Genomic DNA, 21,813 nt, shown 5'->3' on the forward strand with positions numbered 1-21,813 from the left:
CAAAAGATCGCAGCCTGCGGCAGCTCCTACAGGGGTAGGCATGAAAAAGGCGCGCCATCCGGGGGATGGCGCGCCTTTTTTGTCACGGTTGGAGCTTAGCTGCCCGCTACCGTCATCCGTTCGATCAACACCGAACCCGTGCGAATGTTGCTGCGCAGCTCCAGGTCATTACCCACCGCGACGATCTGCTTGAACATGTCGCGCATGTTGCCGGCGATGGTGACTTCCTGCACCGCGAACTGGATTTCACCATTCTCGACCCAGAAACCTGCCGCACCGCGCGAATAATCGCCGGTGACCATGTTCAGGCCATGGCCCATCAATTCGGTGACCAACAAGCCACGGCCCATGCGCTTCAACAGCGCCGCCTGATCTTCGTCGCCATGGGTGACGAACAGGTTATGCACGCCGCCGGCGTTGGCGGTGCTCGGCATGCCGAGTTTGCGCCCGGAATACGTGCCGAGGATGTACGAGACCAACTCGCCCTTTTCGACGAACGGTTTGGCGTACGTCGCCAGACCATCACCGTCGTACGAAGCGCTGCCCATCGCGCGCATCAGGTGCGGACGCTCATCGATGGTCAACCATTCCGGGAACAGCTTCTGCCCCAGCGTGCCTTCGAGGAACGACGACTTGCGATACAAGCTGCCGCCAGACACCGCCGAGAGAAAACTGCCGAACAAGCCACCGGCCAGTTCCGCTGAAAACAACACCGGCACTTCACAGGTCGGTACCGGACGCGCGCCCAGACGGCTCGCCGCCCGCTGCGCCGCACGCTGACCGATGCTCACCGGGTCGGCCAGCAAGGTGCCCTGACGGCTGACGTCATACCAATAATCGCGCTGCATCTGGCCATCGGCTTCGGCAATCATCACGCAGCTGAGGCTGTGCCGGGTCGAGGCGTAGCCACCGATAAAACCGTGGCTGTTGCCGTAAACGCGGCAGCCTTGATGCGTGCTCAGCGTGGTGCCATCGGCGTTCTTGATCCGCGCGTCGGCATCAAACGCCGCCGCTTCGCAGATCAGCGCCTTCTCGATGGCCTGCTCCGGGGTGATGTCCCATTCGTGGAACAGATCGAAATCCTGCTGTTCGCGAGCCATCAGCGCGGCATCTGCCAGGCCCGAGGCTTCGTCTTCAGAGGTGTGCTTGGCAATCGCCAACGCCGCCGCGACAGTTTCGCGAATCGCCTCCGGGCCGGTGGCGGACGTGCTGGCCGAGCCTTTGCGCTGGCCGACGTACAGCGTGATGCCAAACCCCTGATCGCGGTTGAACTCGACTGTTTCGACCTCGCGCTGACGCACCGAAGTGGACAAGCCCTGTTCCAGCGACACCGCCACTTCGCAGGCACTGGCGCCCTGACGCTTGGCTTCGGCAATGATCTGCTCGACCTGTTCTTGCAGTGCCGGCAAAGCCTGCGGGCCGACGCTTTCAACTGCACTCATGCTCATCTCCACTCAAATTCTGCTTTCGGCTGGGGCCATCGAGCGACCGGGCCGGACAAGCGGCCCCCGACTGGTTATCATGGCGGCGTTTCTTTGCGGACTGCCACCATGGTTGATTCTTACGACGACTCCCTCGATACGGGAGAAAAAAGCAAATCTCAGGTCAAACGCGAGCTGCATGCTCTGGTTGACCTTGGCGAGCGCCTTACAACACTCAAGCCTGACTTGGTGGCAAAACTGCCACTGACCGACGCGATGCGCCGTGCCTTGGCCGATGCGCCCAAGCACACCGCGAATATCGCGCGTAAACGGCATTTGCAGTTCATCGGCAAACTGATGCGCGATCAGGACACTGACGCGATTCTGACCTTGCTCGATCAACTCGATGCCTCCACTCGCCAATACAACGAGCGTTTCCATAACCTGGAACGCTGGCGCGATCGCCTGATCGCGGGCGACGACGCCGTGCTGGAAAAATTCGTCGTCGAGTACCCGGACGCCGATCGCCAGCAATTGCGTTCCCTGATCCGTCAGGCTCAGCACGAGGTTGCGCAAAACAAACCTCCTGCATCCAGCCGCAAGATCTTCAAGTACATCCGTGAGTTGGACGAGACTCAACGCGGCCTGCGTTGAAACCTCGCCCCTGTAGGAGCTGCCGAAGGCTCGGGCCGCGATCGGACGATCTTTTGATCCTGAAAACAAAGATCGCAGCCTTCGGCAGCTCCTACACACGTTTCTTTATGCGCCCGTGCCACCCACGGTGATCGCATCGATTTTCAGCGTCGGCTGACCCACGCCTACCGGCACCGACTGCCCATCCTTGCCGCACGTACCTACACCGCTGTCCAGCGCCAGATCGTTACCGACCATCGACACCCGGCTCATTGCCTCAGGGCCGTTGCCGATCAACGTCGCGCCTTTGACCGGCGCGGTAATCTTGCCGTCTTCGATCAGGTACGCCTCGCTGGTGGAGAACACAAACTTGCCGCTGGTGATGTCGACCTGACCGCCGCCGAGATTGGCGCAGTAGATGCCCTTCTTCACCGACGCAATGATTTCCGCCGGATCGCTCTCGCCACCGAGCATGTAGGTGTTGGTCATGCGTGGCATCGGCAGATGCGCGTAGGATTCACGACGACCGTTACCGGTACGGGCCACGCCCATCAGGCGCGCGTTGAGCTTGTCCTGCATGTAGCCCTTGAGTACGCCGTTTTCGATCAGCGTGGTGCACTCGGTCGGCGTGCCTTCGTCGTCGACACTCAGCGAACCGCGACGACCGCTCAAGGTGCCGTCATCGACGATGGTGCAAAGCTTCGAGGCAACCATTTCGCCCATGCGCCCGCTGTAAGCCGAACTGCCCTTGCGGTTGAAATCGCCTTCCAGACCGTGGCCGACCGCTTCGTGCAACAGCACGCCAGACCAGCCCGAACCCAGCACCACCGGAAAAGTACCGGCCGGTGCCGGGATCGCTTCGAGGTTCACCAGCGCCTGACGCAACGCTTCACGGGCATAACCCATGGCGCGGTCTTCGGCGAGGAAATAACGGTAGTCAGTGCGCCCGCCACCACCATGCCCGCCGCGCTCGCGACGGCCATTCTGCTCAACGATGACGCTGACGTTGAAGCGCACCAGCGGCCGCACATCGGCAGCCAGACCGCCATCGGTAGACGCCACCAGAATCCGCTCCCAGACCCCGGCCATGCTCACACTGACCTGCTGGATACGCGGATCAAGCGCGCGGGTCGCGACGTCGATGCTCTTGAGCAATTCGACTTTCTCGGCCCGGCTCAACACTTCCAACGGGTTGTCCGGCGCATACAACTGGGCGACGTCTTGGCTGGTGAACGCCTGCACCGTGCCGTTCTGCCCGGCACGGGAGATCGAACGCGCCGCACGTGCGGCCGCGCCGAGGGCTTCGAGGGTGATCGCGTTGCTGTAGGCGAAACCGGTTTTCTCACCGGATTGCGCGCGCACGCCAACGCCCTGGTCGAGGTTGAAGCTGCCTTCCTTGACGATGCCGTCTTCCAGTGCCCAGGACTCGGAGATCTGTCCCTGAAAATACAGGTCGGCGGCATCGATGCCCGGACCGGCCAGATCGCCGAGTACGCCTTGCAGGCTCTCGATGGTCACGCCGCCCGGTGCCAACAGGTGATCACTGACTGAGGACAACAACTCGCTCATAGGTTTACGCCTTAAATTCATGTTCTGAAGCAGGCCGCTGTGCGCCCTGCGAGAAAAACCGCCGATGACGCGTCACCGGCATTCGCGCCCTGATGGACGCTTGTTCATTGCTATCGCGCTCGGCCAGCAACACCGCTTCGCCTTGATCCTGCTGCGTCAGCACGCGGCCCCATGGGTCGACAATCGCCGCATGGCCGAAGGTTTCGCGCGGCCCCGGATGGGTACCGCCCTGCGCTGCCGCCAACACATAACACTGGGTTTCAATGGCCCGTGCGCGAATCAGCACGTCCCAATGCGCCGCCCCGGTCACCGCAGTAAACGCCGACGGTGCGGTAATCAATTCAGCACCGGCGGCGCGCAATTCGCTGTAAAGCTCCGGGAAGCGCAAGTCGTAACACACGGTCAGGCCCAATTTACCCACCGGCGTGTCCGCCACCACCACACCACTGCCATAAGCATAGTCATCGGATTCGCGGTAACGCCCACGATTGTCCGCTACATCGACATCAAACAGATGCAACTTGTCGTAGCGCGCAACAAACTCGCCGTGTTCATCGACCAGCAACGAACAGGCATTGGCCTTGCCCCTCGGCTGACCTACCGGCGGCAACGGCAACGTGCCAGCCACTATCCATAACTTGAGGTCGCGGGCGGTCTGTTTCAACCATGGCAGGATCGGTCCTTCGCCCAACGCTTCGGCACGGCCGATGTCGGCAACGTCGCGACGGCCCATGGCGGCGAAGTTTTCCGGCAGCACTGCCAGCTTCGCACCGCTGGCCGCAGCCTGTTCGAGCAGGCGCCGGGCCTGAACCAGATTGGCCAGCACGTCGCTCTGGCTGACCATTTGAATCACTGCTAAAGACATGGCCGCTCCTCGGTATCTGCACACAACCTTGTAGGAGCTGCCGCCGGCTGCGATCTTTTGATCTGGCTTTTGACAACAAAATCAAAAGATCGCAGCCTGCGGCAGCTCCTACAGGGGGGTAGTGTCTGCTAGTTAAAAAGGCTTGTCGAAGGTGATTTTCGGCTCTTTCCACGGGCCTTTGACGGTGTATTTGACACTGGCGAAGCGTGCCACGCGGTCACCGATCAGCTTGTCGATCAGGAACAGCGCACCGCCGACCGCCGGAGCGCCAACGATCAATGCGGCAATCGGCAGGTTATTGGTCACCGGCAGCGTCACCAGCAGCTTGGCGTCGACCTGTTCAGCGACCAGGTCCAGCTTGCCGTTAAGCTCCAGATTGCTCGACGGCCCCGTCAGGCGAATCGGTTCTTTCGTATCGTAAACCCCGTTGGTCGCCACCAGCAGCCCCTTGACCCGGTCATAGCTCAGGCCTTTGCCAAACAAATCGGAGAAGTCCAGGCGCAGGCGGCGGCCAATCGAATTGAAGTTGAGCAAACCAAACACCCGCAGCGCCTGGGCTCCGCCCTCCACTTCAACAAACTGGCCCTTGTTCAACGAGGCATCCAGCGTGCCGGAGAAGCGCTTGGTCGCCAGCCATGCCGGCGAGCCTGGCCAGCGGCCATCAACGTCCATGTGGAATTCTTCGCTGGTCACGCTCGGCGCGAAGCCCCAGCCCTTGAGCACATCGGCGAGGTTCTTGCCGCCGATCCGGCCCTTGAACCAGCTGTTGGTCGAACCCGGCGCGCCTTCCCAGCCGCCGTTGCCTTGCAAGAGGATGCCTTTGAGGCCCATGTCGAGGCTGTTCAGGGCGATGCCTTTGGGCGTCGGTCGTACCTTGAGCGACCAGCCACCGACCAGATCCTGGCCCTGGAACAGTTGATTGATGGTGAGATCCAACGCCGGGATTTTCGTCGGATCAACCGACGCCAATGGATCAGGTGCGTTTTCATCGGCCTGCACCGTCGGGTCCGGCGCCGGCAATTTCACGTACTGCAGGCTCACCACAATCGGCACACCTTTGGCATCCGGCAGACTGGCCGCGCCTTTGGCCTGCAGGCTGTCGAGGGCCAGCGCCCAGGTGCCGGGTTTGCGGTTCAATTGCACGGAAGCCTGATCCAGCGTGGTGCCAAACGCCGTCAACTTGCCAACCTTGAAGTCGGCGCTGCTGAGCAACTGTTTGGCACTGCCGCCGGGATCCTGTCCGGCGTACTTGCTGACCAGTTCCTGCCACGGCGCGACGTCGAGTTCCGAGAGCACGCCCCGAATGCGCAGCCCCTTGGCTCCCGGAAGTACGGCCTCACCGGAACCGAGGAACAACTCACCGCGACCGTCGGCAAAACTGGTGGGCGGCGCGGCGAAGGTGAAATTGGCCAGTTGATCGTAATTGACCCAATAACGACGTTCCTGCCCCTGCAGGGTCATGCGGAACACCGTGTCGCGGCCGACATCGGCGGCCATGCCAAACGGCGCTGGCAGATCCACCGCCACGCCTTTCATGCTGGAGCTGACCATCAATTGGCTGTCCGCACCGTCAAGGTTCAGTTGCAACTGATAAGGAATCGTCCCGGTCACCGGCAACGGTTGTGTTACACCCAGCCAGTCGGTGAGTTTCTTTACCTCGACTTGCCCCGACGCGGCGACCCGGGTTTTCAGCTTGCCGGGGCTGCCGTCGGCAAAAATCTGCGCCGTCACCGGTTTGTCGAACGCCCGCGCCGCGATGTTTTGGCCGCTGAGGCCTTTAGCACTGTCAAAGCGGAAATCCCCCTTGAGCTGAGTCAGTTCCAGCTTCGGCTCGGCCAGTTTCAGGCGGGCATTGGCGGTTTTGAAGTCGACGAGAATTTTCGGCTGATCGCCTTTGGCCAACGGAACATCGAGCTTCAGTTTGCCTTGCAGATCACCTGAGCCCTCCCAGCCAGCGAACGTTTCACCCGTACCGATTGGCGCGTCCTGCAAGATCTTCAAGCCGTCACCCAAACCTCCGGCAAACGCGCCATCGAGGAGCAAATGCGTGTTCTGCCCGGACGGCACGTGGGGAATATTGACGAAGACATCGCTGACCTGAGTGTCGAGCAACTGGCCCTTGCTGGCCCAGATGCGCACTCCGCTGTCCTCGATGAAGACATCGCCGCTGACCTTGCTCACGTGCGGCCAGCCCGGCTGGAACGCCAGTTCGGCGTCATGCACCTTGAAGAACAGGCTGATGCTACGGTCGGCCTCGCCGGCGTTTTTGCTCAACGAACCTTGATACTGGAAGAAGCCCTGATCGACTGCGCCTTTGAGAATCGCGGTACGCAGCCACTCATCGAGCGCCGGGCTCAGGACCTCAGGCAGGTACTTGGCGGTGTAGCGACCGTCGCCATCGACCAGCCCGACCCGCAGGTCCATGTAGTCTTCCTGGCTGTGATCGAAATGCAGGCGAATCAGGAAATCACCGGCAATCTTGCCCTCTTCGCCCAGTACCTTCAGGTAGGGCGCAATCAGGGTGAAACCGTCTTTATCGAGCTTCCAGGTCAAGCGCGCGTTGGCCTGAATGTACTGCCATGGCTTGGCGAAAATCGGATCGAGGTGCAGGACGAAATCCTTGCTGTCCATGCGCAACTCGCCGCCGTCGAGGTTGCCACTCAGGCTACCGCTGACATTTCGCGCCGCCGGGGCGCCGTGATAAGCATCGAAACCGACCTGATCGAGATTGGCAGCGAAGCTGAATTTGCTGCCGTCGGTGGCGGCGGGACGGAAATCCAGCAACACATTGCGCAGCCCGCCGGTGACATTCAAATGGTCGACCACTGCGGCAAAACCTTGCGGCAACGGCCCCAATGCATTGAGCAGCGGCGTGATGGGCGTCAAGTCGAGGCGGTCAGCCTGCAGGTGCCAGAGCTCTTCAACCTTATCGGTGGCGCGGGTCTGCTGTAGCTGTACACGCGACTCCCAACGGGTTTCGCCAAAATTCATCGCCAGCGAATCGAGCGTGATCTTCGCGCCAGCGTCACTGTTCTGGTAATACGCATTGAGCGCCAGATTATTGATCTGGATCGGCTTGCGCTCGCCATACGCACCGCTCAGTTGCGGCGCGTTCAGGCGCACCACGGCACTTTGCAGCGTGCCCTTGGCCCAATCGACCCAGACTTCACCACCGGCCTTGATCTCGGAGAAATTCCATTGCTGGGTCAGGCGCTCGGGCAACCATTTCGCCCAATCGCTTTGCGGCAGGCTGGCATAGCCCTCTAACGTGCTGTCCTGCCACTGCTCCGGACGAAGGCGCGTGCGCAAGTTGATCGCGACGGGTTGACCGTCCGGCAAGGTTAAACGGGCATCGAGGCGCTGGCGACTGGCACCGGTTTTCAAATTGAGGCCGACATAGGTGAGAGTCATCGGCGCGTGATCCAGCGGCTGCAAGGTCACCTGACTGTCGAGCACCGAGAGCTGCTGAATCATTTGCGAACGGTTGAACAACTGCTGCGCATCCAGCGGCTGATCGTTCTGCATCGGCAGACCTTCCAGCGCCCAACTACCGTCCTCGGCTTCCTTGAGGCTGATTTTCAAGCCATTGAGTTCCAGATGGGCGATGCGCACCTCGCGCGCCAACAGACTGGCCCAAAGATCCGGCACGGCGCGCACCTGATCGAGACGCAAGGCATTGGCGCCGCTGCCGACCATTACGTCATGCGCCAGCAGGATCGGCGCGAAACCGCTCCAGCTACCTTCCAGTTCGCCAATCTGCAAGGGCATGCCGAGGGCGGCACTGGCCTTGTCTTCGATATCGGTGCGGTATTCGGCGACCAGCGGGGTCAGTTCGCGGCCGAGACTGACGTACAACGCCATCAACACCAGAACCAACGCGCACAGGCCCAGCCCCCAACGGGTGAGTGCGGCCAAAATGCGTGTCAGACGGTCCATGTCAGTTGGCTCCCATGGCAAAAAAACTGCGAAAAGCTGAGGCCAGCCGCGGTGTAAAAGTGGTGATGCAGGGGTTCAGAGCAACACCACGTCATATTGTTCCTGGGAATACATGGTTTCTACCTGGAAGCGTATGGTGCGGCCGATAAACCCTTCAAGCTCGGCCACGTTACCGGATTCTTCATCGAGCAGACGATCCACCACTTTCTGGTTCGCCAGCACCCGATAACCCTCGGCCTGATAGGCGCGGGCTTCGCGAAGGATCTCGCGGAAAATCTCGTAACAGATGGTTTCCGGGGTTTTCAGCTTGCCGCGGCCCTGACAACTGCTGCACGGTTCGCACAGCACCTGTTCAAGACTTTCGCGGGTGCGCTTGCGGGTCATCTGCACCAGGCCCAACTCGGTAATGCCGATGATGTTGGTCTTGGCGTGGTCGCGCTCCAGCTGTTTTTCCAGGGTTCGCAGCACCTGACGCTGGTGCTCTTCGTCTTCCATGTCGATGAAGTCGATGATGATGATGCCGCCGAGATTGCGCAGACGCATCTGGCGGGCAATCGCCGTGGCCGCTTCGAGATTGGTCTTGAAGATGGTTTCTTCAAGATTGCGATGACCGACGAACGCCCCGGTGTTGACGTCGATGGTGGTCATCGCTTCGGCCGGATCGATCACCAGGTATCCGCCAGATTTCAGCGGGACCTTGCGTTCGAGGGCTTTCTGAATTTCGTCTTCGACACCGTAAAGATCGAAGATCGGTCGCTCGCCCGGGTAATGTTCCAGACGATCGGCGATTTCCGGCATCAGTTCGGCGACGAACTGCGTGGTTTTCTGGAAGGTTTCCCGCGAGTCGATACGGATTTTCTCGATTTTCGGGCTGACCAGGTCGCGCAGCGTGCGCAGTGCCAGGCCGAGGTCTTCGTAAATGACGCTCGGCGCACCGATGGTTTTGATCTGTTCGTTGATCTGATCCCACAGGCGCCGCAGGTAGCGGATGTCCATGAGGATTTCATCAGCGCCTGCCCCTTCCGCAGCGGTGCGCAGAATGAAACCACCGGCTTCCTTGATACCTTCTTTGGCCACGCAATCGCTGACCACCTGCTTGAGGCGTTCGCGCTCGGCTTCGTCTTCGATCTTCAGGGAAATGCCGACGTGGGCGGTGCGCGGCATGTACACCAGATAGCGCGACGGAATCGACAACTGCGTGGTCAACCGCGCGCCTTTGGAACCGATCGGGTCTTTGGTGACTTGCACCACCAGACTCTGGCCTTCGTGTACCAGCGCACTGATGCTTTCGACCGCGGGGCCTTCACGCAGGGAGATTTCCGAGGCATGAATGAACGCCGCCCGATCCAGGCCGATATCAACGAACGCTGCCTGCATCCCCGGCAGAACCCGGACGATCTTGCCTTTATAGATGTTGCCGACGATCCCGCGTTTTTGTGTGCGCTCGACGTGCACTTCTTGCAGCACACCGTTTTCGACCACCGCCACGCGCGACTCCATCGGCGTGATGTTGATCAGAATCTCTTCACTCATGGCAGGATCTCGTTCAGGCATGTTCACGATAATGGCCGCATCTGGTTTCGTACGACGCTCATTGCGCGTTCAGGTTTTGCCAACAGGGTATGCCGAAATGGCCCAACAGTTCTGCGGTTTCGCAAACAGGTAGCCCGACCACTGCCGAATAGCTGCCGTTGAGCCCCGCGACAAACACGCCACCGAGGCCTTGAATGCCATAACCGCCGGCCTTGTCCCGGGGTTCGCCGCTGGCCCAGTAGGCCGCCGCTTCTTCACGGCTGATCGGTCGAAAACGCACGCGACTGACCACCACACGCGACTCACAACGCTCACCTTCGAGCACGGCGATGGCGGTCAGCACTTCGTGCTCCTTGCCGGACAACATCATCAGCATGGCGCATGCATCGGCTTCGTCCACCGGTTTGCCAAGTATTTTGCCGTCGAGCACCACTGCCGTGTCGGCACCCAGCACGCAGTACGGTTGAGCGGACACGAGCGTGCGGCGGCCGGCGCAGGCCTTGCCACGCGCGAGGCGTTCGACATAGGCCGACGGCGATTCTTCGGGAAGTGGGGTTTCGTCGATGTCCGCACTGATGGCGGAGAACGCGACGCCGATCTGCGTGAGCAATTCACGGCGTCGCGGTGATCCGGAGGCGAGGTAAAGCGGCTTCATCAAAACATCTCCCTGTTCAGTGCCCTGCTTCACCGGCTCAATTGATTTTGTAGCGGCGGCGCAATCCACGCAAAGCGAAGCTGACCCACGGCCAGAGCAAGGCACTGACCAGTGCCGGAAGCACCAGCGCCAGGGTCGGCTGGCGGTTGCCGGTCAGGGCGCTGAGCCACAATTGCACCAGTTGCGCGAGGCCGAAGATCACCAGGATCACCAGGCACTGTTGCCACATCGGGAACATCCGCAGACGTTGCTGCAACGACAGCACAAGGAAGGTGATCAGCGTCAGGATCAAAGCGTTCTGGCCGAGCAATGTGCCGTACAGCACGTCTTCGGCCAGGCCCAGACAAAATGCCGTAACCATGCCGACCGTGTGCGGCATGTACAGCGCCCAGAACGTCAGAAGCAAGGCCAGCCACAGCGGGCGCAGGATTTCCATGAACTGCGGCAACGGCGAAACGCTGAGCAGCAGGCCAATGGCGAATGTCAGCCAGACCATCCAGCCGTTACGCGAGGCAGTCGCTCCGACCATTATTCTTGTCTCCCGGTAGTGGCAGGCGCAGTGACCGGAGGTTTCGCCGCCGGCCGTGCAGCGGGCTGCGACGCCGGTGGTTTACTGGCCGCCGGGGTCGTTGCCGGAGGTTTTGCTGCGGCGGGCGGTTTGCTTGCCGGTTTGGCAGGCGCGGCGCTTGCGGCCGTGACCGGGGCAACTGCGGCTGGCGTTGCAGTAGGCGTTGCAGCTGCAGGCGGGCTCACGGTTTTCGGCACGGTGGCCGGAATGATCGGGCCGCCGCCGAAGGCATCGAGATTTTCCTGCGCCTGCGCGGCATCGTTGGCGCGCTCTTCGGCGGTGCGGGTGTCGCTGAACACCAGCAGCAGGTAGCGGCTGCGGTTGAGTGCGGCAGTCGGCACGGCGCGAACGATGGCGAAAGGCTGACCGGAATCGTGGATCACTTCCTTCACGGTCGCCACCGGGTAACCGGCCGGGAAGCGCTGGCCGAGACCGGAACTGACCAACAGATCGCCTTCCTTGATATCCGCCGTGTCGGCGACGTGACGCAGTTCCAGGCGTTCCGGGTTACCGGTGCCGCTGGCAATCGCACGCAGACCGTTACGGTTCACCTGCACAGGAATACTGTGAGTGGTGTCGGTCAACAGCAATACACGCGAGGTGTAAGGCATCAACTCGACCACCTGGCCCATCAGACCGCGTGCATCGAGCACCGGTTGACCGAGCACCACGCCGTCGCGCTCACCTTTATTGATGATGATGCGATGGGTGAAGGGGTTGGGGTCCATGCCGATCAACTCGGCCACTTCGACCTTTTCGTTGACCAGTGCGGAAGAATTGAGCAACTCGCGCAGCCGAACGTTCTGCTCGGTGAGGGCGGCAAGCTTTTGCATGCGACCCTGCAGCAGCAGGTTTTCGGTCTTGAGTTTTTCGTTTTCGGCGACAAGCTCGGTGCGGCTGCCGAACTGGCTGGCAATCCCTTCCCACAGACGTCCGGGCAGGTCAGTGATCCAGTAGGCATCCATCAGCACCAGCGACGCTTGTTTGCGCGCGGGTTTGAGCAGATCAAAGCGGGCGTCGACCACCATCAGCGCGACCGACAGCACGGCCAGCACCAACAGGCGCACGCCCAACGAAGGGCCTTTGGCGAAAAGCGGTTTAATAAGCCGCTCCTCCCAGGCAAATGTTCTGTTTATTCATACGGCATCAAACCGGCCTGGATGAAGACTGACAGAAGATAAACGCCAACAGGCAGCACTGCAAAGTGCTGCCTGCGCGCTCACCCACGTATTGCAATCGGCGACTTATTCGCTCGAGAGCAGGTCCATGGTGTGTTTATCCATCATTTCCAATGCACGGCCACCGCCGCGAGCCACACAGGTCAGCGGATCTTCGGCAACGATCACCGGCAGACCGGTTTCCTGGGCCAGCAACTTGTCGAGGTCACGCAGCAGCGCGCCACCACCGGTCAGCACCAGGCCACGCTCGGCGATGTCGGAAGCCAGTTCCGGCGGCGATTGCTCCAGGGCGCTTTTCACAGCCTGAACGATGGTTGCCAGGGACTCTTGCAGAGCTTCCAGCACTTCATTGGAGTTCAGGGTGAATGCGCGTGGAACGCCTTCGGCCAGGTTGCGACCGCGAACGTCGACTTCGCGAACTTCGCCGCCCGGGTAGGCCGTGCCGATTTCCTGCTTGATGCGCTCGGCGGTGGATTCACCGATCAGGCTGCCGTAGTTACGACGCACGTAGGTGATGATCGCTTCGTCGAAGCGGTCGCCGCCAACACGCACGGATTCGGCGTAAACCACACCGTTCAGGGAGATCAGCGCGATTTCAGTGGTACCACCACCGATATCCACGACCATCGAGCCGCGTGCTTCTTCTACCGGCAGGCCGGCACCGATCGCAGCCGCCATTGGCTCTTCGATCAGGAACACTTCACGCGCACCGGCACCGAGGGCCGATTCACGGATGGCTCGACGCTCAACCTGAGTGGATTTGCATGGAACGCAGATCAGCACACGAGGGCTAGGCTGCAGAAAGCTGTTTTCGTGAACCTTGTTAATAAAGTATTGCAGCATCTTTTCGCAGACGCTGAAGTCGGCGATCACGCCGTCCTTCATCGGACGAATGGCAGCAATGTTGCCCGGCGTACGGCCGAGCATGCGCTTGGCCTCGGTGCCGACAGCAACGACACTTTTCTGATTACCGTGTGTCCGAATGGCCACAACCGATGGCTCATTCAGGACGATACCGCGCTCGCGCACGTAAATAAGGGTGTTGGCAGTGCCCAGGTCAATGGAAAGATCGCTGGAAAACATGCCACGCAGTTTCTTGAACATGGGAAAGGGACCCTAGGCAACGCGTGGGTAAAAAAGTGCGGCAAACTCTAACAACGACAGGGATTTTGGGCAAGGCGCCAATATGTTAAATTGGCCGCTTTTCTGTGCACCAAGCCCCACAATCGCGGCCTTATGACCGTAGAAGTGCGGTAGTGTTCCGACAATCTAACACACGGACGCCGTCCGTTCTGTTTTCCACAGGAGAATCCCGATGGCGCTAGAACGCTCCGACGTGGAAAAAATCGCTCATCTGGCCTGCCTTGGCCTCAATGATGCCGATCTTCCACACATTACTTCCGCTCTCAACAGCATTCTCGGTCTGGTCGACGAAATGCAGGCTGTTAATACCGACGGAATCGAGCCTCTGGCCCACCCGCTGGAAGCCAGTCAGCGCCTGCGCGCCGACATCGTGACCGAGAGCAATCACCGCGAGGCCTACCAGTCCATCGCACCAGCGGTCGAAAACGGCCTGTATCTGGTTCCGAAAGTCATCGACTAAAGGGAAAGAGCCTGCAATGCATCAAATGACTCTGGCCGAGATCGCCCGCGGTCTCGCCGATAAAAAGTTTTCCTCCGAAGAGCTGACCAAAGTCCTGCTGGCGCGTATCACCCAGCTCGATCCGCAGCTCAACAGTTTCATCAGCCTCACCGAAGCGCTGGCCCTCGAGCAGGCGAAAGCCGCCGATGCACGCCGCGCCAACGGTGAGAGCGGCGCCCTGCTCGGCGCGCCCATCGCTCACAAAGACCTGTTCTGCACCCAGGGCATTCGCACCAGCTGCGGCTCGAAGATGCTCGACAACTTCAAAGCCCCGTACGATGCCACCGTGGTCGCGAAACTGGCCGCTGCCGGCGCCGTGACCCTGGGCAAAACCAACATGGACGAATTCGCCATGGGTTCGGCCAACGAGTCGAGCTGGTACGGCGCGGTGAAAAACCCGTGGAACCTGGAACACGTGCCGGGCGGTTCGTCCGGCGGTTCGGCGGCGGCAGTTGCCGCGCGTCTGTTGCCAGCGGCGACGGCCACCGACACTGGCGGCTCGATTCGTCAGCCGGCGGCCTTCACCAACCTCACCGGCCTGAAACCGACGTACGGTCGTGTTTCGCGCTGGGGCATGATCGCTTACGCCTCCAGCCTCGATCAGGGCGGCCCGTTGGCGCGCACGGCCGAAGACTGCGCAATTTTGTTGCAAGGTATGGCTGGCTTCGATCAGAACGACTCGACCAGCATCGATGAGCCGGTTCCGGATTACTCCGCAAGTCTGGGCGAATCGCTGCAAGGCCTGCGCATCGGCGTGCCGAAGGAATACTTCAGCGCCGGTCTCGACCCGCGCATCGCCGAGCTGATCCAGAACAGCATTAAAGAGCTGCAGAAGCTCGGTGCCGTGATCAAGGAAATCAGCCTGCCGAACATGCAGCACGCGATTCCGGCGTACTACGTGATCGCGCCGGCAGAAGCCTCTTCCAACCTGTCGCGTTTCGACGGCGTGCGTTTCGGCCATCGCTGCGAGCAACCGAAAGACCTGATCGATCTGTACAAGCGCTCCCGTGGCGAAGGCTTCGGCCCGGAAGTGCAGCGCCGGATCATGGTCGGCGCGTACGCGCTGTCCGCCGGTTACTACGACGCCTACTACCTGAAAGCGCAGAAGATCCGTCGTCTGGTGAAGAACGACTTCATGGCTGCCTTTAATGAAGTCGACATCATCCTCGGCCCAACCACGCCGAACCCGGCCTGGAAACTCGGCGCCAAGAACAGCGACCCGGTTGCTGCTTATCTGGAAGACGTCTACACCATCACCGCCAACCTCGCGGGCCTGCCGGGCCTGTCGATGCCGGCCGGTTTTGTCGACGGTCTGCCGGTTGGCGTGCAGCTGCTCGCGCCGTATTTCCAGGAAGGTCGCCTGTTGAACGTTGCCCACCAGTATCAGCTCAACACTGACTGGCACACCCGCACCCCAACCGGCTTCTGAGGAGACACACATGCAATGGGAAGTCGTGATCGGGCTGGAGATTCACACCCAGCTCACCACCCGGTCGAAAATCTTTTCCGGTAGTTCCACCACATTCGGTTCGGAGCCGAACACTCAGGCCAGCCTGATCGATCTGGGCATGCCTGGCGTGTTGCCGGTGCTGAACCAGGAAGCGGTGCGCATGGCAGTGATGTTCGGTCTGGCGATTGACGCCGAGATCGGTCAGCACAACGTGTTCGCCCGTAAAAACTACTTCTACCCGGACTTGCCGAAGGGCTACCAGATCAGCCAGATGGAATTGCCGATCGTTGGCAAAGGCCACCTGGACATCGCCCTGGAAGACGGCACCGTCAAACGTGTCGGCATCACCCGCGCGCACCTGGAAGAAGACGCCGGCAAGAGCCTGCACGAAGAATTCAACGGTGCCACCGGCATCGACCTGAACCGTGCCGGCACGCCGCTGCTGGAAATCGTTTCCGAGCCGGACATGCGCAGCGCCAAGGAAGCCGTGGCTTACGTCAAGGCGATCCACGCGCTGGTACGTTATCTGGGCATCTGCGACGGCAACATGGCCGAAGGCTCGCTGCGTTGCGACTGCAACGTGTCGATCCGTCCGAAAGGCCAGGTTGAATTCGGCACGCGTTGCGAGATCAAGAACGTCAACTCGTTCCGCTTCATCGAGAAGGCGATCAACTCCGAGATCCAGCGTCAGATCGAACTGATCGAAGACGGCGGCAAAGTGATCCAGCAGACCCGTCTGTACGATCCGAACAAGGACGAAACCCGTCCGATGCGTTCGAAAGAGGAAGCCAACGACTACCGTTACTTCCCCGATCCGGACCTGTTGCCGGTGGTCATCGAAGAGTCGTTCCTCGGCGAGGTGCGCGCCACCCTGCCGGAACTGCCACCGCAGAAACGCGAGCGCTTCCAGGAGCAATTCGGTCTGTCGGTCTACGACGCCAGCGTGCTGGCCACCAGCCGCGAGCAAGCCGATTACTTCGAGAAAGTCGCGAGCATTGGCGGTGATGCCAAACTGGCGGCGAACTGGGTAATGGTCGAGTTGGGCAGCCTGCTCAACAAACAAGGCCTGGACATCGACGAGTCGCCGGTGTCGGCGGAACTGTTGGGCGGCATGCTGCTGCGCATCAAGGACAACACCATCTCCGGCAAAATCGCCAAGGTTGTGTTTGAAGCGATGGCCAACGGTGAAGGCAGTGCGGACGAAATCATCGAAAAACGCGGCCTGAAGCAGGTGACCGACAGCGGCGCAATCTCGGCCGTGCTCGACGAAATGCTCGCGGCCAACGCCGAGCAAGTTGAACAGTATCGTGCGGCTGATGAAGCCAAACGCGGCAAGATGTTCGGCTTCTTCGTGGGTCAGGCGATGAAAGCGTCGAAAGGCAAAGCCAACCCGCAGCAAGTGAACGAACTGCTGAAAAGCAAGCTCGAAGGCTGATGCAAATGGAGCCAGATCTTAAGCCTGGCTCCACCCCCTGTGGGAATAATCCTCTTTGGCTGGAGGGGTTTTGTGGTGAGGGGATTTATCCCCGATGGGCTGCGCAGCAGTCCCAATTCTTGTGTATTCGGAATCTGGGGGCGCTGCGCGCCCCATCGGGGATAAATCCCCTCGCCACAAGAGCTCATCTCCATACAGGGTTGTTTCCACATTTGTTTTGTGGAGCCTTTGAATGAAACGTCTGCTCGGCGCCTGCGCCCTGCTCTCTTTGCTGGCCGGTTGCGCCAGCAGCGACATCATCGACCCGCACGGTTACGACCAGACCGGCGTCGCCTCCTATTACGGTGCCAAGCACCACGGTAAACGCACCGCCAGTGGCGAGGCGTTCAACCAGAATTCCCTGACCGCCGCCCACCGCCAGCTACCCTTCGGCACGCGGGTGAAGGTCACCAACCTGAAAAACAACGAATCCGTAGTGGTACGCATCAACGACCGCGGCCCGCATACGCGCGGACGCTTGATTGATGTTTCACGCGAAGCCGCCAAACAACTCGGTATGCTCAGCAGCGGCACCGCGCGGGTTCGCGTGCAGGCCCTCGACGACTGATGGAGCACTGACCATTTTCGGACTGACCGATTTGCCGCTGATCAGCGTGATCGAACTGCTCGCCGGGTTGTGCCTGCTGATCTTCGGTGCCGAATTGATGGTGCGCGCAGCGGTGCGTCTGGCCGAACGTCTACATGTGCGGCCACTGATCATCGGTCTGACAATTGTTGCCCTCGGCAGCAGCGCGCCGCAGATGGCGGTCAGCGTGCAAGCGGCGCTGGCGCATAACCCCGACATCGCCGTCGGCAGCGTGGTCGGCAGCAGCATCTTCAACATCCTTGTGACACTTGGCCTGTCGGCCCTGATCATTCCATTGCGTGTCTCGCGGCAACTGGTGCGCCTCGATATTCCGCTGATGATCGGCGCCAGCCTGCTGGTGTTCGTGTTGGCGTGGAACGAAGAGATCGGACGCTTCGACGGCATTCTGCTGCTGGCCGCTCTGGCGCTGTATCTGGGCTTGCTGTTGCGTCAGTCACGCCACTCGACGCGACCGCACTCTGAACAGACGGACACCGCGCAAGCCTCCTGGATTGGCAGCTCGCTGATGATCATTGCCGGGCTGGCGATGCTGGTGTTCGCCGGGCATTTGCTGCTCGGCGCTGCGGTTGTCGTGGCGACGGACCTGGGTTTCTCCGAACGGGTGATCGGCCTGACCGTGGTCGCCGTCGGCACCTCGTTGCCGGAGCTGGCGACCTCGCTGATCGCGGCATTGCGCGGGCAACGCGACATCGCTGTGGGCAACGTGATCGGCGCCAACCTGTTCAACCTGCTCGGCGTACTCGGCCTCACGGCTTTGATCGCGCCGACGCCATTGTCGGTGTCGCCCAACGCATTGGATTTCGACCTGCCGGTAATGCTCGGTGTCGCCGCACTGTGCCTGCCGGTGTTCTATTCGGGCTACCGCGTGACCCGTGCCGAAGGTCTGTTGCTGCTCGGTTTGTATCTGGTTTACGGGCTGCACGTGGTGTCATTCACCACCGGCATGCCACTGGCCGGCAAGCTGGAGCGCTTGATGCTGTTTTATGTTCTGCCGCCGCTGTTGGCGTATCTGTTGTTCACGTCTATCCGCGCCTGGCGCCGCCAACACCACAAGAGTGATAAGCCATGACCGAATCGAAGAAGTCCGGGGTAGATGTGCGCCGCCAGGTAATGGGCGATGCGTTTGTTGATCGCGCGCTGGGCAACGCCACTGACTTCACCCAGCCGTTGCAGGATTTCGTCAATGAACACGCGTGGGGCGGTGTGTGGAACCGTGAAGGTTTGCCACTGAAGACGCGCAGCCTGATCACCCTCGCCGCGCTGACGGCGTTGAAATGCCCGCAAGAGCTGAAGGGCCATGTGCGTGGTGCGCTGAACAACGGCTGCACGGTGGACGAGATTCGCGAGGCGCTGCTGCATTGCGCAGTGTATGCCGGCGTGCCGGCGGCGATTGATGCGTTTCGCGCGGCGCAGGAAGTGATCGACAGCTACGAAAAGAGCTGAAAGATCGCAGCCTTCGGCAGCTCCTACAGGGGACGTATGCCATGTAGGAGCTGCCGCAGGCTGCGATCTTTTGACCTTGCCCTTTAGATCCACCCACCCCACTGCAAAACAAAGATCCCGACATTCGTGGTAATCGCCGCCATCAACGTGGTCATCACGATAATCGCCGCCGCCAGCTCATGATTGCCCTGCGCCGCCCTGGCCATGACGAAACTTGCCGCCGCCGTCGGGCTACCGAAATACAGAAACAGAATCCCCAACTCCGCCCCACGAAAGCCCCACAACCACGCCCCCAGCGTCGCCAGCACTGGCAAACCAACCATCTTCACCAGGCTCGAACTCAGCGCCATGTTGCCGCTCTTGCGCAGCGCCGCCAGCGATAGCGTGCCGCCGATGCAAATCAGCGCCAGCGGCAAGGTGGTTTGCGCCAGATACTGACCTGAGGTCTCCAGCCACCCCGGCAAACCGATCTTGAAATAGGCAAACGGCGCCGCCGCAATCACGCTGATGATCAGCGGATTGCTGAATACGCTTTTGCAGATGCTCCACGGATCGGACTTGATCACCGGGCTGTACACCGCCAGCACAATCGTCGACAGCGTGTTGTAGAACAGGATCACCAGCGCCGCGAGAATCGCCCCGAGGGAAATCCCGTAATCGCCGTACATGCTCGCCGCCAGTGCCAGACCGATCACGCCGTTGTTACCGCGAAACGCACCTTGGGTGTAGATACCGCGATCTTCACGCGGGCATTTGAAAATCGCCCAGCCCCAGGCCAGAGCAAAGCTCACCAGCGTGGCCAGGGAAAAGTAGATCAGCAGGGACGGCTGCAACGCGGCGTGCAGATCGGCGTGCAGAATGCCGAGGAACAGCAGCGCCGGCATGGTCACGTTGAACACCAGCGAGGAGGCGGTGTGGATGAAGTTGTCGTTGATCCAGTTGATGCGCTTGAGCAGCACACCGAGAAACAGCATGGCAAACACCGGCGCGGTGATGTTCAGGGTTTCGAGGAAGATTGCCAGCATGCCGAGGGAGCCTTGGGTGAGCGTCGTTAGGTGGCAATGATAAAGCAAAAGCCCCTCACCCTAGCCCTCTCCCGGAGGGAGAGGGGACTGACCGGGGGATATTCAAAAAATCCGCCGACCTGAAATGACTTCGTTGAATCCATAATCAACTCGGTATTTCAGGTCGATGTATTGCGCAAGACAACTCGGTCGGCCCCCTCTCCCTCCGGGAGAGGGCTGGGGTGAGGGTAGCTTTTGCTCCCCCCCAAAAAACCATCAGGTAATCGGCGCCGGGTTAAACAACGTAATGTCATTATGCAACTTGTGCTTCTCCGCCCACGTCTGCTGCTTGCCGCTCGCCACATCCAGATAGTAGTGAAACAACTCCCAGCCCAATTCCTCGATGGTCGCACGCCCGGTAGCAATCCGCCCGGCGTCGATATCGATCAGGTCCGGCCAGCGCTGCGCCAATTCCGTACGCGTCGAGACCTTCACCACTGGCGCCATCGCCAACCCATACGGCGTGCCACGCCCGGTAGTGAACACATGCAGGTTCATTCCCGCCGCCAACTGCAACGTGCCGCAAACAAAATCACTCGCCGGCGTCGCACAGAAAATCAGCCCCTTCTGCTTGAAACGTTCGCCCGGGCCGAGCACGCCATTGATCGCGCTGCTGCCGGATTTGACGATCGATCCCAGCGACTTCTCGACGATGTTCGACAACCCGCCCTTCTTGTTGCCCGGCGTGGTGTTGGCGCTGCGATCCGCTTCACCTTTGGCCAGATAACGGTCGTACCAGTCCATTTCGCGCACCAGTTCTTCGGCGACGGTTTTGGTTTCGGCACGAGAGGTCAGCAGGTAAATCGCATCACGCACTTCGGTGACTTCGGAAAACATCACCGTCGCCCCCGCGCGCAACAACAAGTCCGAGGCATAACCCAACGCCGGGTTGGCGGTGATCCCGGAAAACGCATCGCTGCCGCCGCACTGCATACCCAGGATCAACTCGGACGCCGGCACGGTTTCGCGGCGGCGCTGGTCGAGTTTCTTCAGGCGCACCTCGGCCAGTTGCATGATCTGCTCGATCATCTCGGTAAAACCGTGACTGGAATCCTGCAAGCGATACAGCCACGGATCGCTGAGATCGACCGAGGCATCGTCCTCGTGCATCACCTGCCCGGCCTGCAATTTCTCGCAGCCCAGGCTGATCACCAAAGCTTCGCCACCCAGGTTCGGGTTGCGCGCCAGATTGCGCACGGTGCGAATCGGGATGTAAGCGTCGGTGGCGGTAATCGCCACGCCGCAGCCGTAACTGTGGGTCAGCGCCACCACGTCATCGACGTGCGGGTACTTCGGCAGCAACTCTTCCTTGATGCGTTTTACCGCGTGATCGAGCACGCCGGTGACGCACTGCACCGTGGTGGTGATGCCGAGAATATTGCGCGTGCCGACGGTACCGTCAGCGTTGCGATAACCCTCGAAGGTAAAACCTTCCAGCGGTGCCTGCGCATCCGGCACGTCGGTAGACAGCGGCAAGCTGTCCAGCGGCGGCGCGGTCGGCATGCGCAGTTGATCTTCCTTGACCCAACTGCCCCGGCGGATCGGCTGCAACGCGTAGCCGATCACCTGACCGTAGCGAATCACCTGGCCGCCCTCAGGAATATCTTCGAGCGTAACCTTGTGGCTCTGCGGCACGAATTCCACGGTCACCAGACCATCGGCAAATTCAGTGCCGGCCGGTGCGCCCTGATCGTTGACCACTACCACTACGTTATCCCGCTCGTGCAGGCGGATGTGGCGTGGCGAGTCGGAATGTTCAATCAACTGCATGACGC

General features: G+C 60.6%; 18 protein-coding genes. 7 read left to right on the forward strand and 11 right to left on the reverse strand.

Annotated features, from left to right (window positions below):
* Nucleotides 1–95 precede the first annotated feature (95 nt).
* Complete coding sequence (gene pmbA / locus EJA70_RS19185) at nt 96–1,442, reverse strand: metalloprotease PmbA (protein WP_008085089.1); 1,347 nt, start codon at nt 1,440–1,442, stop codon at nt 96–98.
* A gap of 108 nt (nt 1,443–1,550) precedes the next feature.
* Between pmbA and yjgA the strand changes: the two genes are divergently transcribed.
* Entirely contained in the window at nt 1,551–2,075 is a 525-nt protein-coding gene (yjgA, locus tag EJA70_RS19190; protein ID WP_008085091.1) for a ribosome biogenesis factor YjgA, read from the forward strand.
* Nucleotides 2,076–2,180: 105 nt separating this feature from the next.
* Here yjgA and tldD read toward each other — a convergent pair whose 3' ends face one another.
* The 8 genes from tldD to mreB form a co-directional block, all read right to left on the reverse strand.
* The gene (gene tldD / locus EJA70_RS19195) at nt 2,181–3,623 is read right to left on the reverse strand and encodes a metalloprotease TldD (protein ID WP_008085093.1); all 1,443 of its coding nucleotides are present in this window, start codon (nt 3,621–3,623) and stop codon (nt 2,181–2,183) included.
* Nucleotides 3,624–3,627: 4 nt separating this feature from the next.
* Nucleotides 3,628–4,488, reverse strand: coding sequence for a carbon-nitrogen hydrolase family protein (locus EJA70_RS19200; protein ID WP_158832784.1), 861 nt, complete (start codon nt 4,486–4,488; stop codon nt 3,628–3,630).
* A 132-nt stretch (nt 4,489–4,620) separates the two neighbouring features.
* Nucleotides 4,621–8,424, reverse strand: a complete 3,804-nt coding sequence (locus EJA70_RS19205) for a YhdP family protein (RefSeq protein ID WP_158832786.1) — start codon at nt 8,422–8,424, stop codon at nt 4,621–4,623.
* Between the two features lie 75 nt (nt 8,425–8,499).
* On the reverse strand, nt 8,500–9,957 hold the full coding sequence (rng, locus tag EJA70_RS19210) for a ribonuclease G (RefSeq protein ID WP_008085406.1): 1,458 nt from the start codon (nt 9,955–9,957) through the stop codon (nt 8,500–8,502).
* A gap of 58 nt (nt 9,958–10,015) precedes the next feature.
* Nucleotides 10,016–10,612, reverse strand: coding sequence for a nucleoside triphosphate pyrophosphatase (locus tag EJA70_RS19215; protein ID WP_008085407.1), 597 nt, complete (start codon nt 10,610–10,612; stop codon nt 10,016–10,018).
* A 37-nt stretch (nt 10,613–10,649) separates the two neighbouring features.
* Nucleotides 10,650–11,141 carry a rod shape-determining protein MreD gene (gene mreD, locus EJA70_RS19220; protein WP_008085408.1) on the reverse strand — a complete coding sequence of 164 codons (492 nt, stop codon included), beginning with the start codon at nt 11,139–11,141 and terminating at the stop codon, nt 10,650–10,652.
* Nucleotides 11,141–12,283 carry a rod shape-determining protein MreC gene (mreC, locus tag EJA70_RS19225; RefSeq protein ID WP_158832804.1) on the reverse strand — a complete coding sequence of 381 codons (1,143 nt, stop codon included), beginning with the start codon at nt 12,281–12,283 and terminating at the stop codon, nt 11,141–11,143. Before mreC ends, mreD begins: the two co-directional genes overlap by 1 nt.
* 141 nt (nt 12,284–12,424) lie before the next feature.
* Nucleotides 12,425–13,462, reverse strand: coding sequence for a rod shape-determining protein MreB (gene mreB / locus EJA70_RS19230; protein ID WP_002555108.1), 1,038 nt, complete (start codon nt 13,460–13,462; stop codon nt 12,425–12,427).
* A 211-nt stretch (nt 13,463–13,673) separates the two neighbouring features.
* Here mreB and gatC point away from each other — a divergent pair, with 211 nt between their 5' ends.
* From gatC to EJA70_RS19260, 6 genes are all read left to right on the forward strand, one after another.
* The gene (gene gatC / locus EJA70_RS19235) at nt 13,674–13,961 is read left to right on the forward strand and encodes an Asp-tRNA(Asn)/Glu-tRNA(Gln) amidotransferase subunit GatC (protein ID WP_008085410.1); all 288 of its coding nucleotides are present in this window, start codon (nt 13,674–13,676) and stop codon (nt 13,959–13,961) included.
* Between the two features lie 16 nt (nt 13,962–13,977).
* Nucleotides 13,978–15,429, forward strand: a complete 1,452-nt coding sequence (gatA, locus tag EJA70_RS19240) for an Asp-tRNA(Asn)/Glu-tRNA(Gln) amidotransferase subunit GatA (RefSeq protein WP_158832788.1) — start codon at nt 13,978–13,980, stop codon at nt 15,427–15,429.
* Between the two features lie 10 nt (nt 15,430–15,439).
* Nucleotides 15,440–16,885, forward strand: a complete 1,446-nt coding sequence (gene gatB, locus EJA70_RS19245) for an Asp-tRNA(Asn)/Glu-tRNA(Gln) amidotransferase subunit GatB (protein WP_008085412.1) — start codon at nt 15,440–15,442, stop codon at nt 16,883–16,885.
* 232 nt (nt 16,886–17,117) lie between these two features.
* The gene (locus EJA70_RS19250; protein ID WP_158832790.1) at nt 17,118–17,492 is read left to right on the forward strand and encodes a septal ring lytic transglycosylase RlpA family protein; all 375 of its coding nucleotides are present in this window, start codon (nt 17,118–17,120) and stop codon (nt 17,490–17,492) included.
* A 46-nt stretch (nt 17,493–17,538) separates the two neighbouring features.
* Nucleotides 17,539–18,600, forward strand: a complete 1,062-nt coding sequence (locus EJA70_RS19255) for a calcium/sodium antiporter (protein ID WP_158832806.1) — start codon at nt 17,539–17,541, stop codon at nt 18,598–18,600.
* Nucleotides 18,597–18,974 carry a carboxymuconolactone decarboxylase family protein gene (locus EJA70_RS19260; RefSeq protein ID WP_158832792.1) on the forward strand — a complete coding sequence of 126 codons (378 nt, stop codon included), beginning with the start codon at nt 18,597–18,599 and terminating at the stop codon, nt 18,972–18,974. The genes EJA70_RS19255 and EJA70_RS19260 overlap by 4 nt, the downstream gene beginning before the upstream one ends.
* An 83-nt stretch (nt 18,975–19,057) precedes the next feature.
* Here the strand turns inward: EJA70_RS19260 and EJA70_RS19265 are convergent, their stop codons facing one another.
* Both EJA70_RS19265 and garD read right to left on the reverse strand, forming a co-directional pair.
* Complete coding sequence (locus tag EJA70_RS19265; protein ID WP_158832794.1) at nt 19,058–19,999, reverse strand: AEC family transporter; 942 nt, start codon at nt 19,997–19,999, stop codon at nt 19,058–19,060.
* Nucleotides 20,000–20,254: 255 nt separating this feature from the next.
* Nucleotides 20,255–21,808: a galactarate dehydratase gene (gene garD, locus EJA70_RS19270; protein ID WP_158832796.1), complete on the reverse strand. Its 1,554-nt coding sequence runs from the start codon at nt 21,806–21,808 to the stop codon at nt 20,255–20,257.
* Nucleotides 21,809–21,813 lie beyond the last annotated feature (5 nt).

This window comes from Pseudomonas sp. PB103 (assembly GCF_009764635.1).
GTDB lineage: Bacteria > Pseudomonadota > Gammaproteobacteria > Pseudomonadales > Pseudomonadaceae > Aquipseudomonas.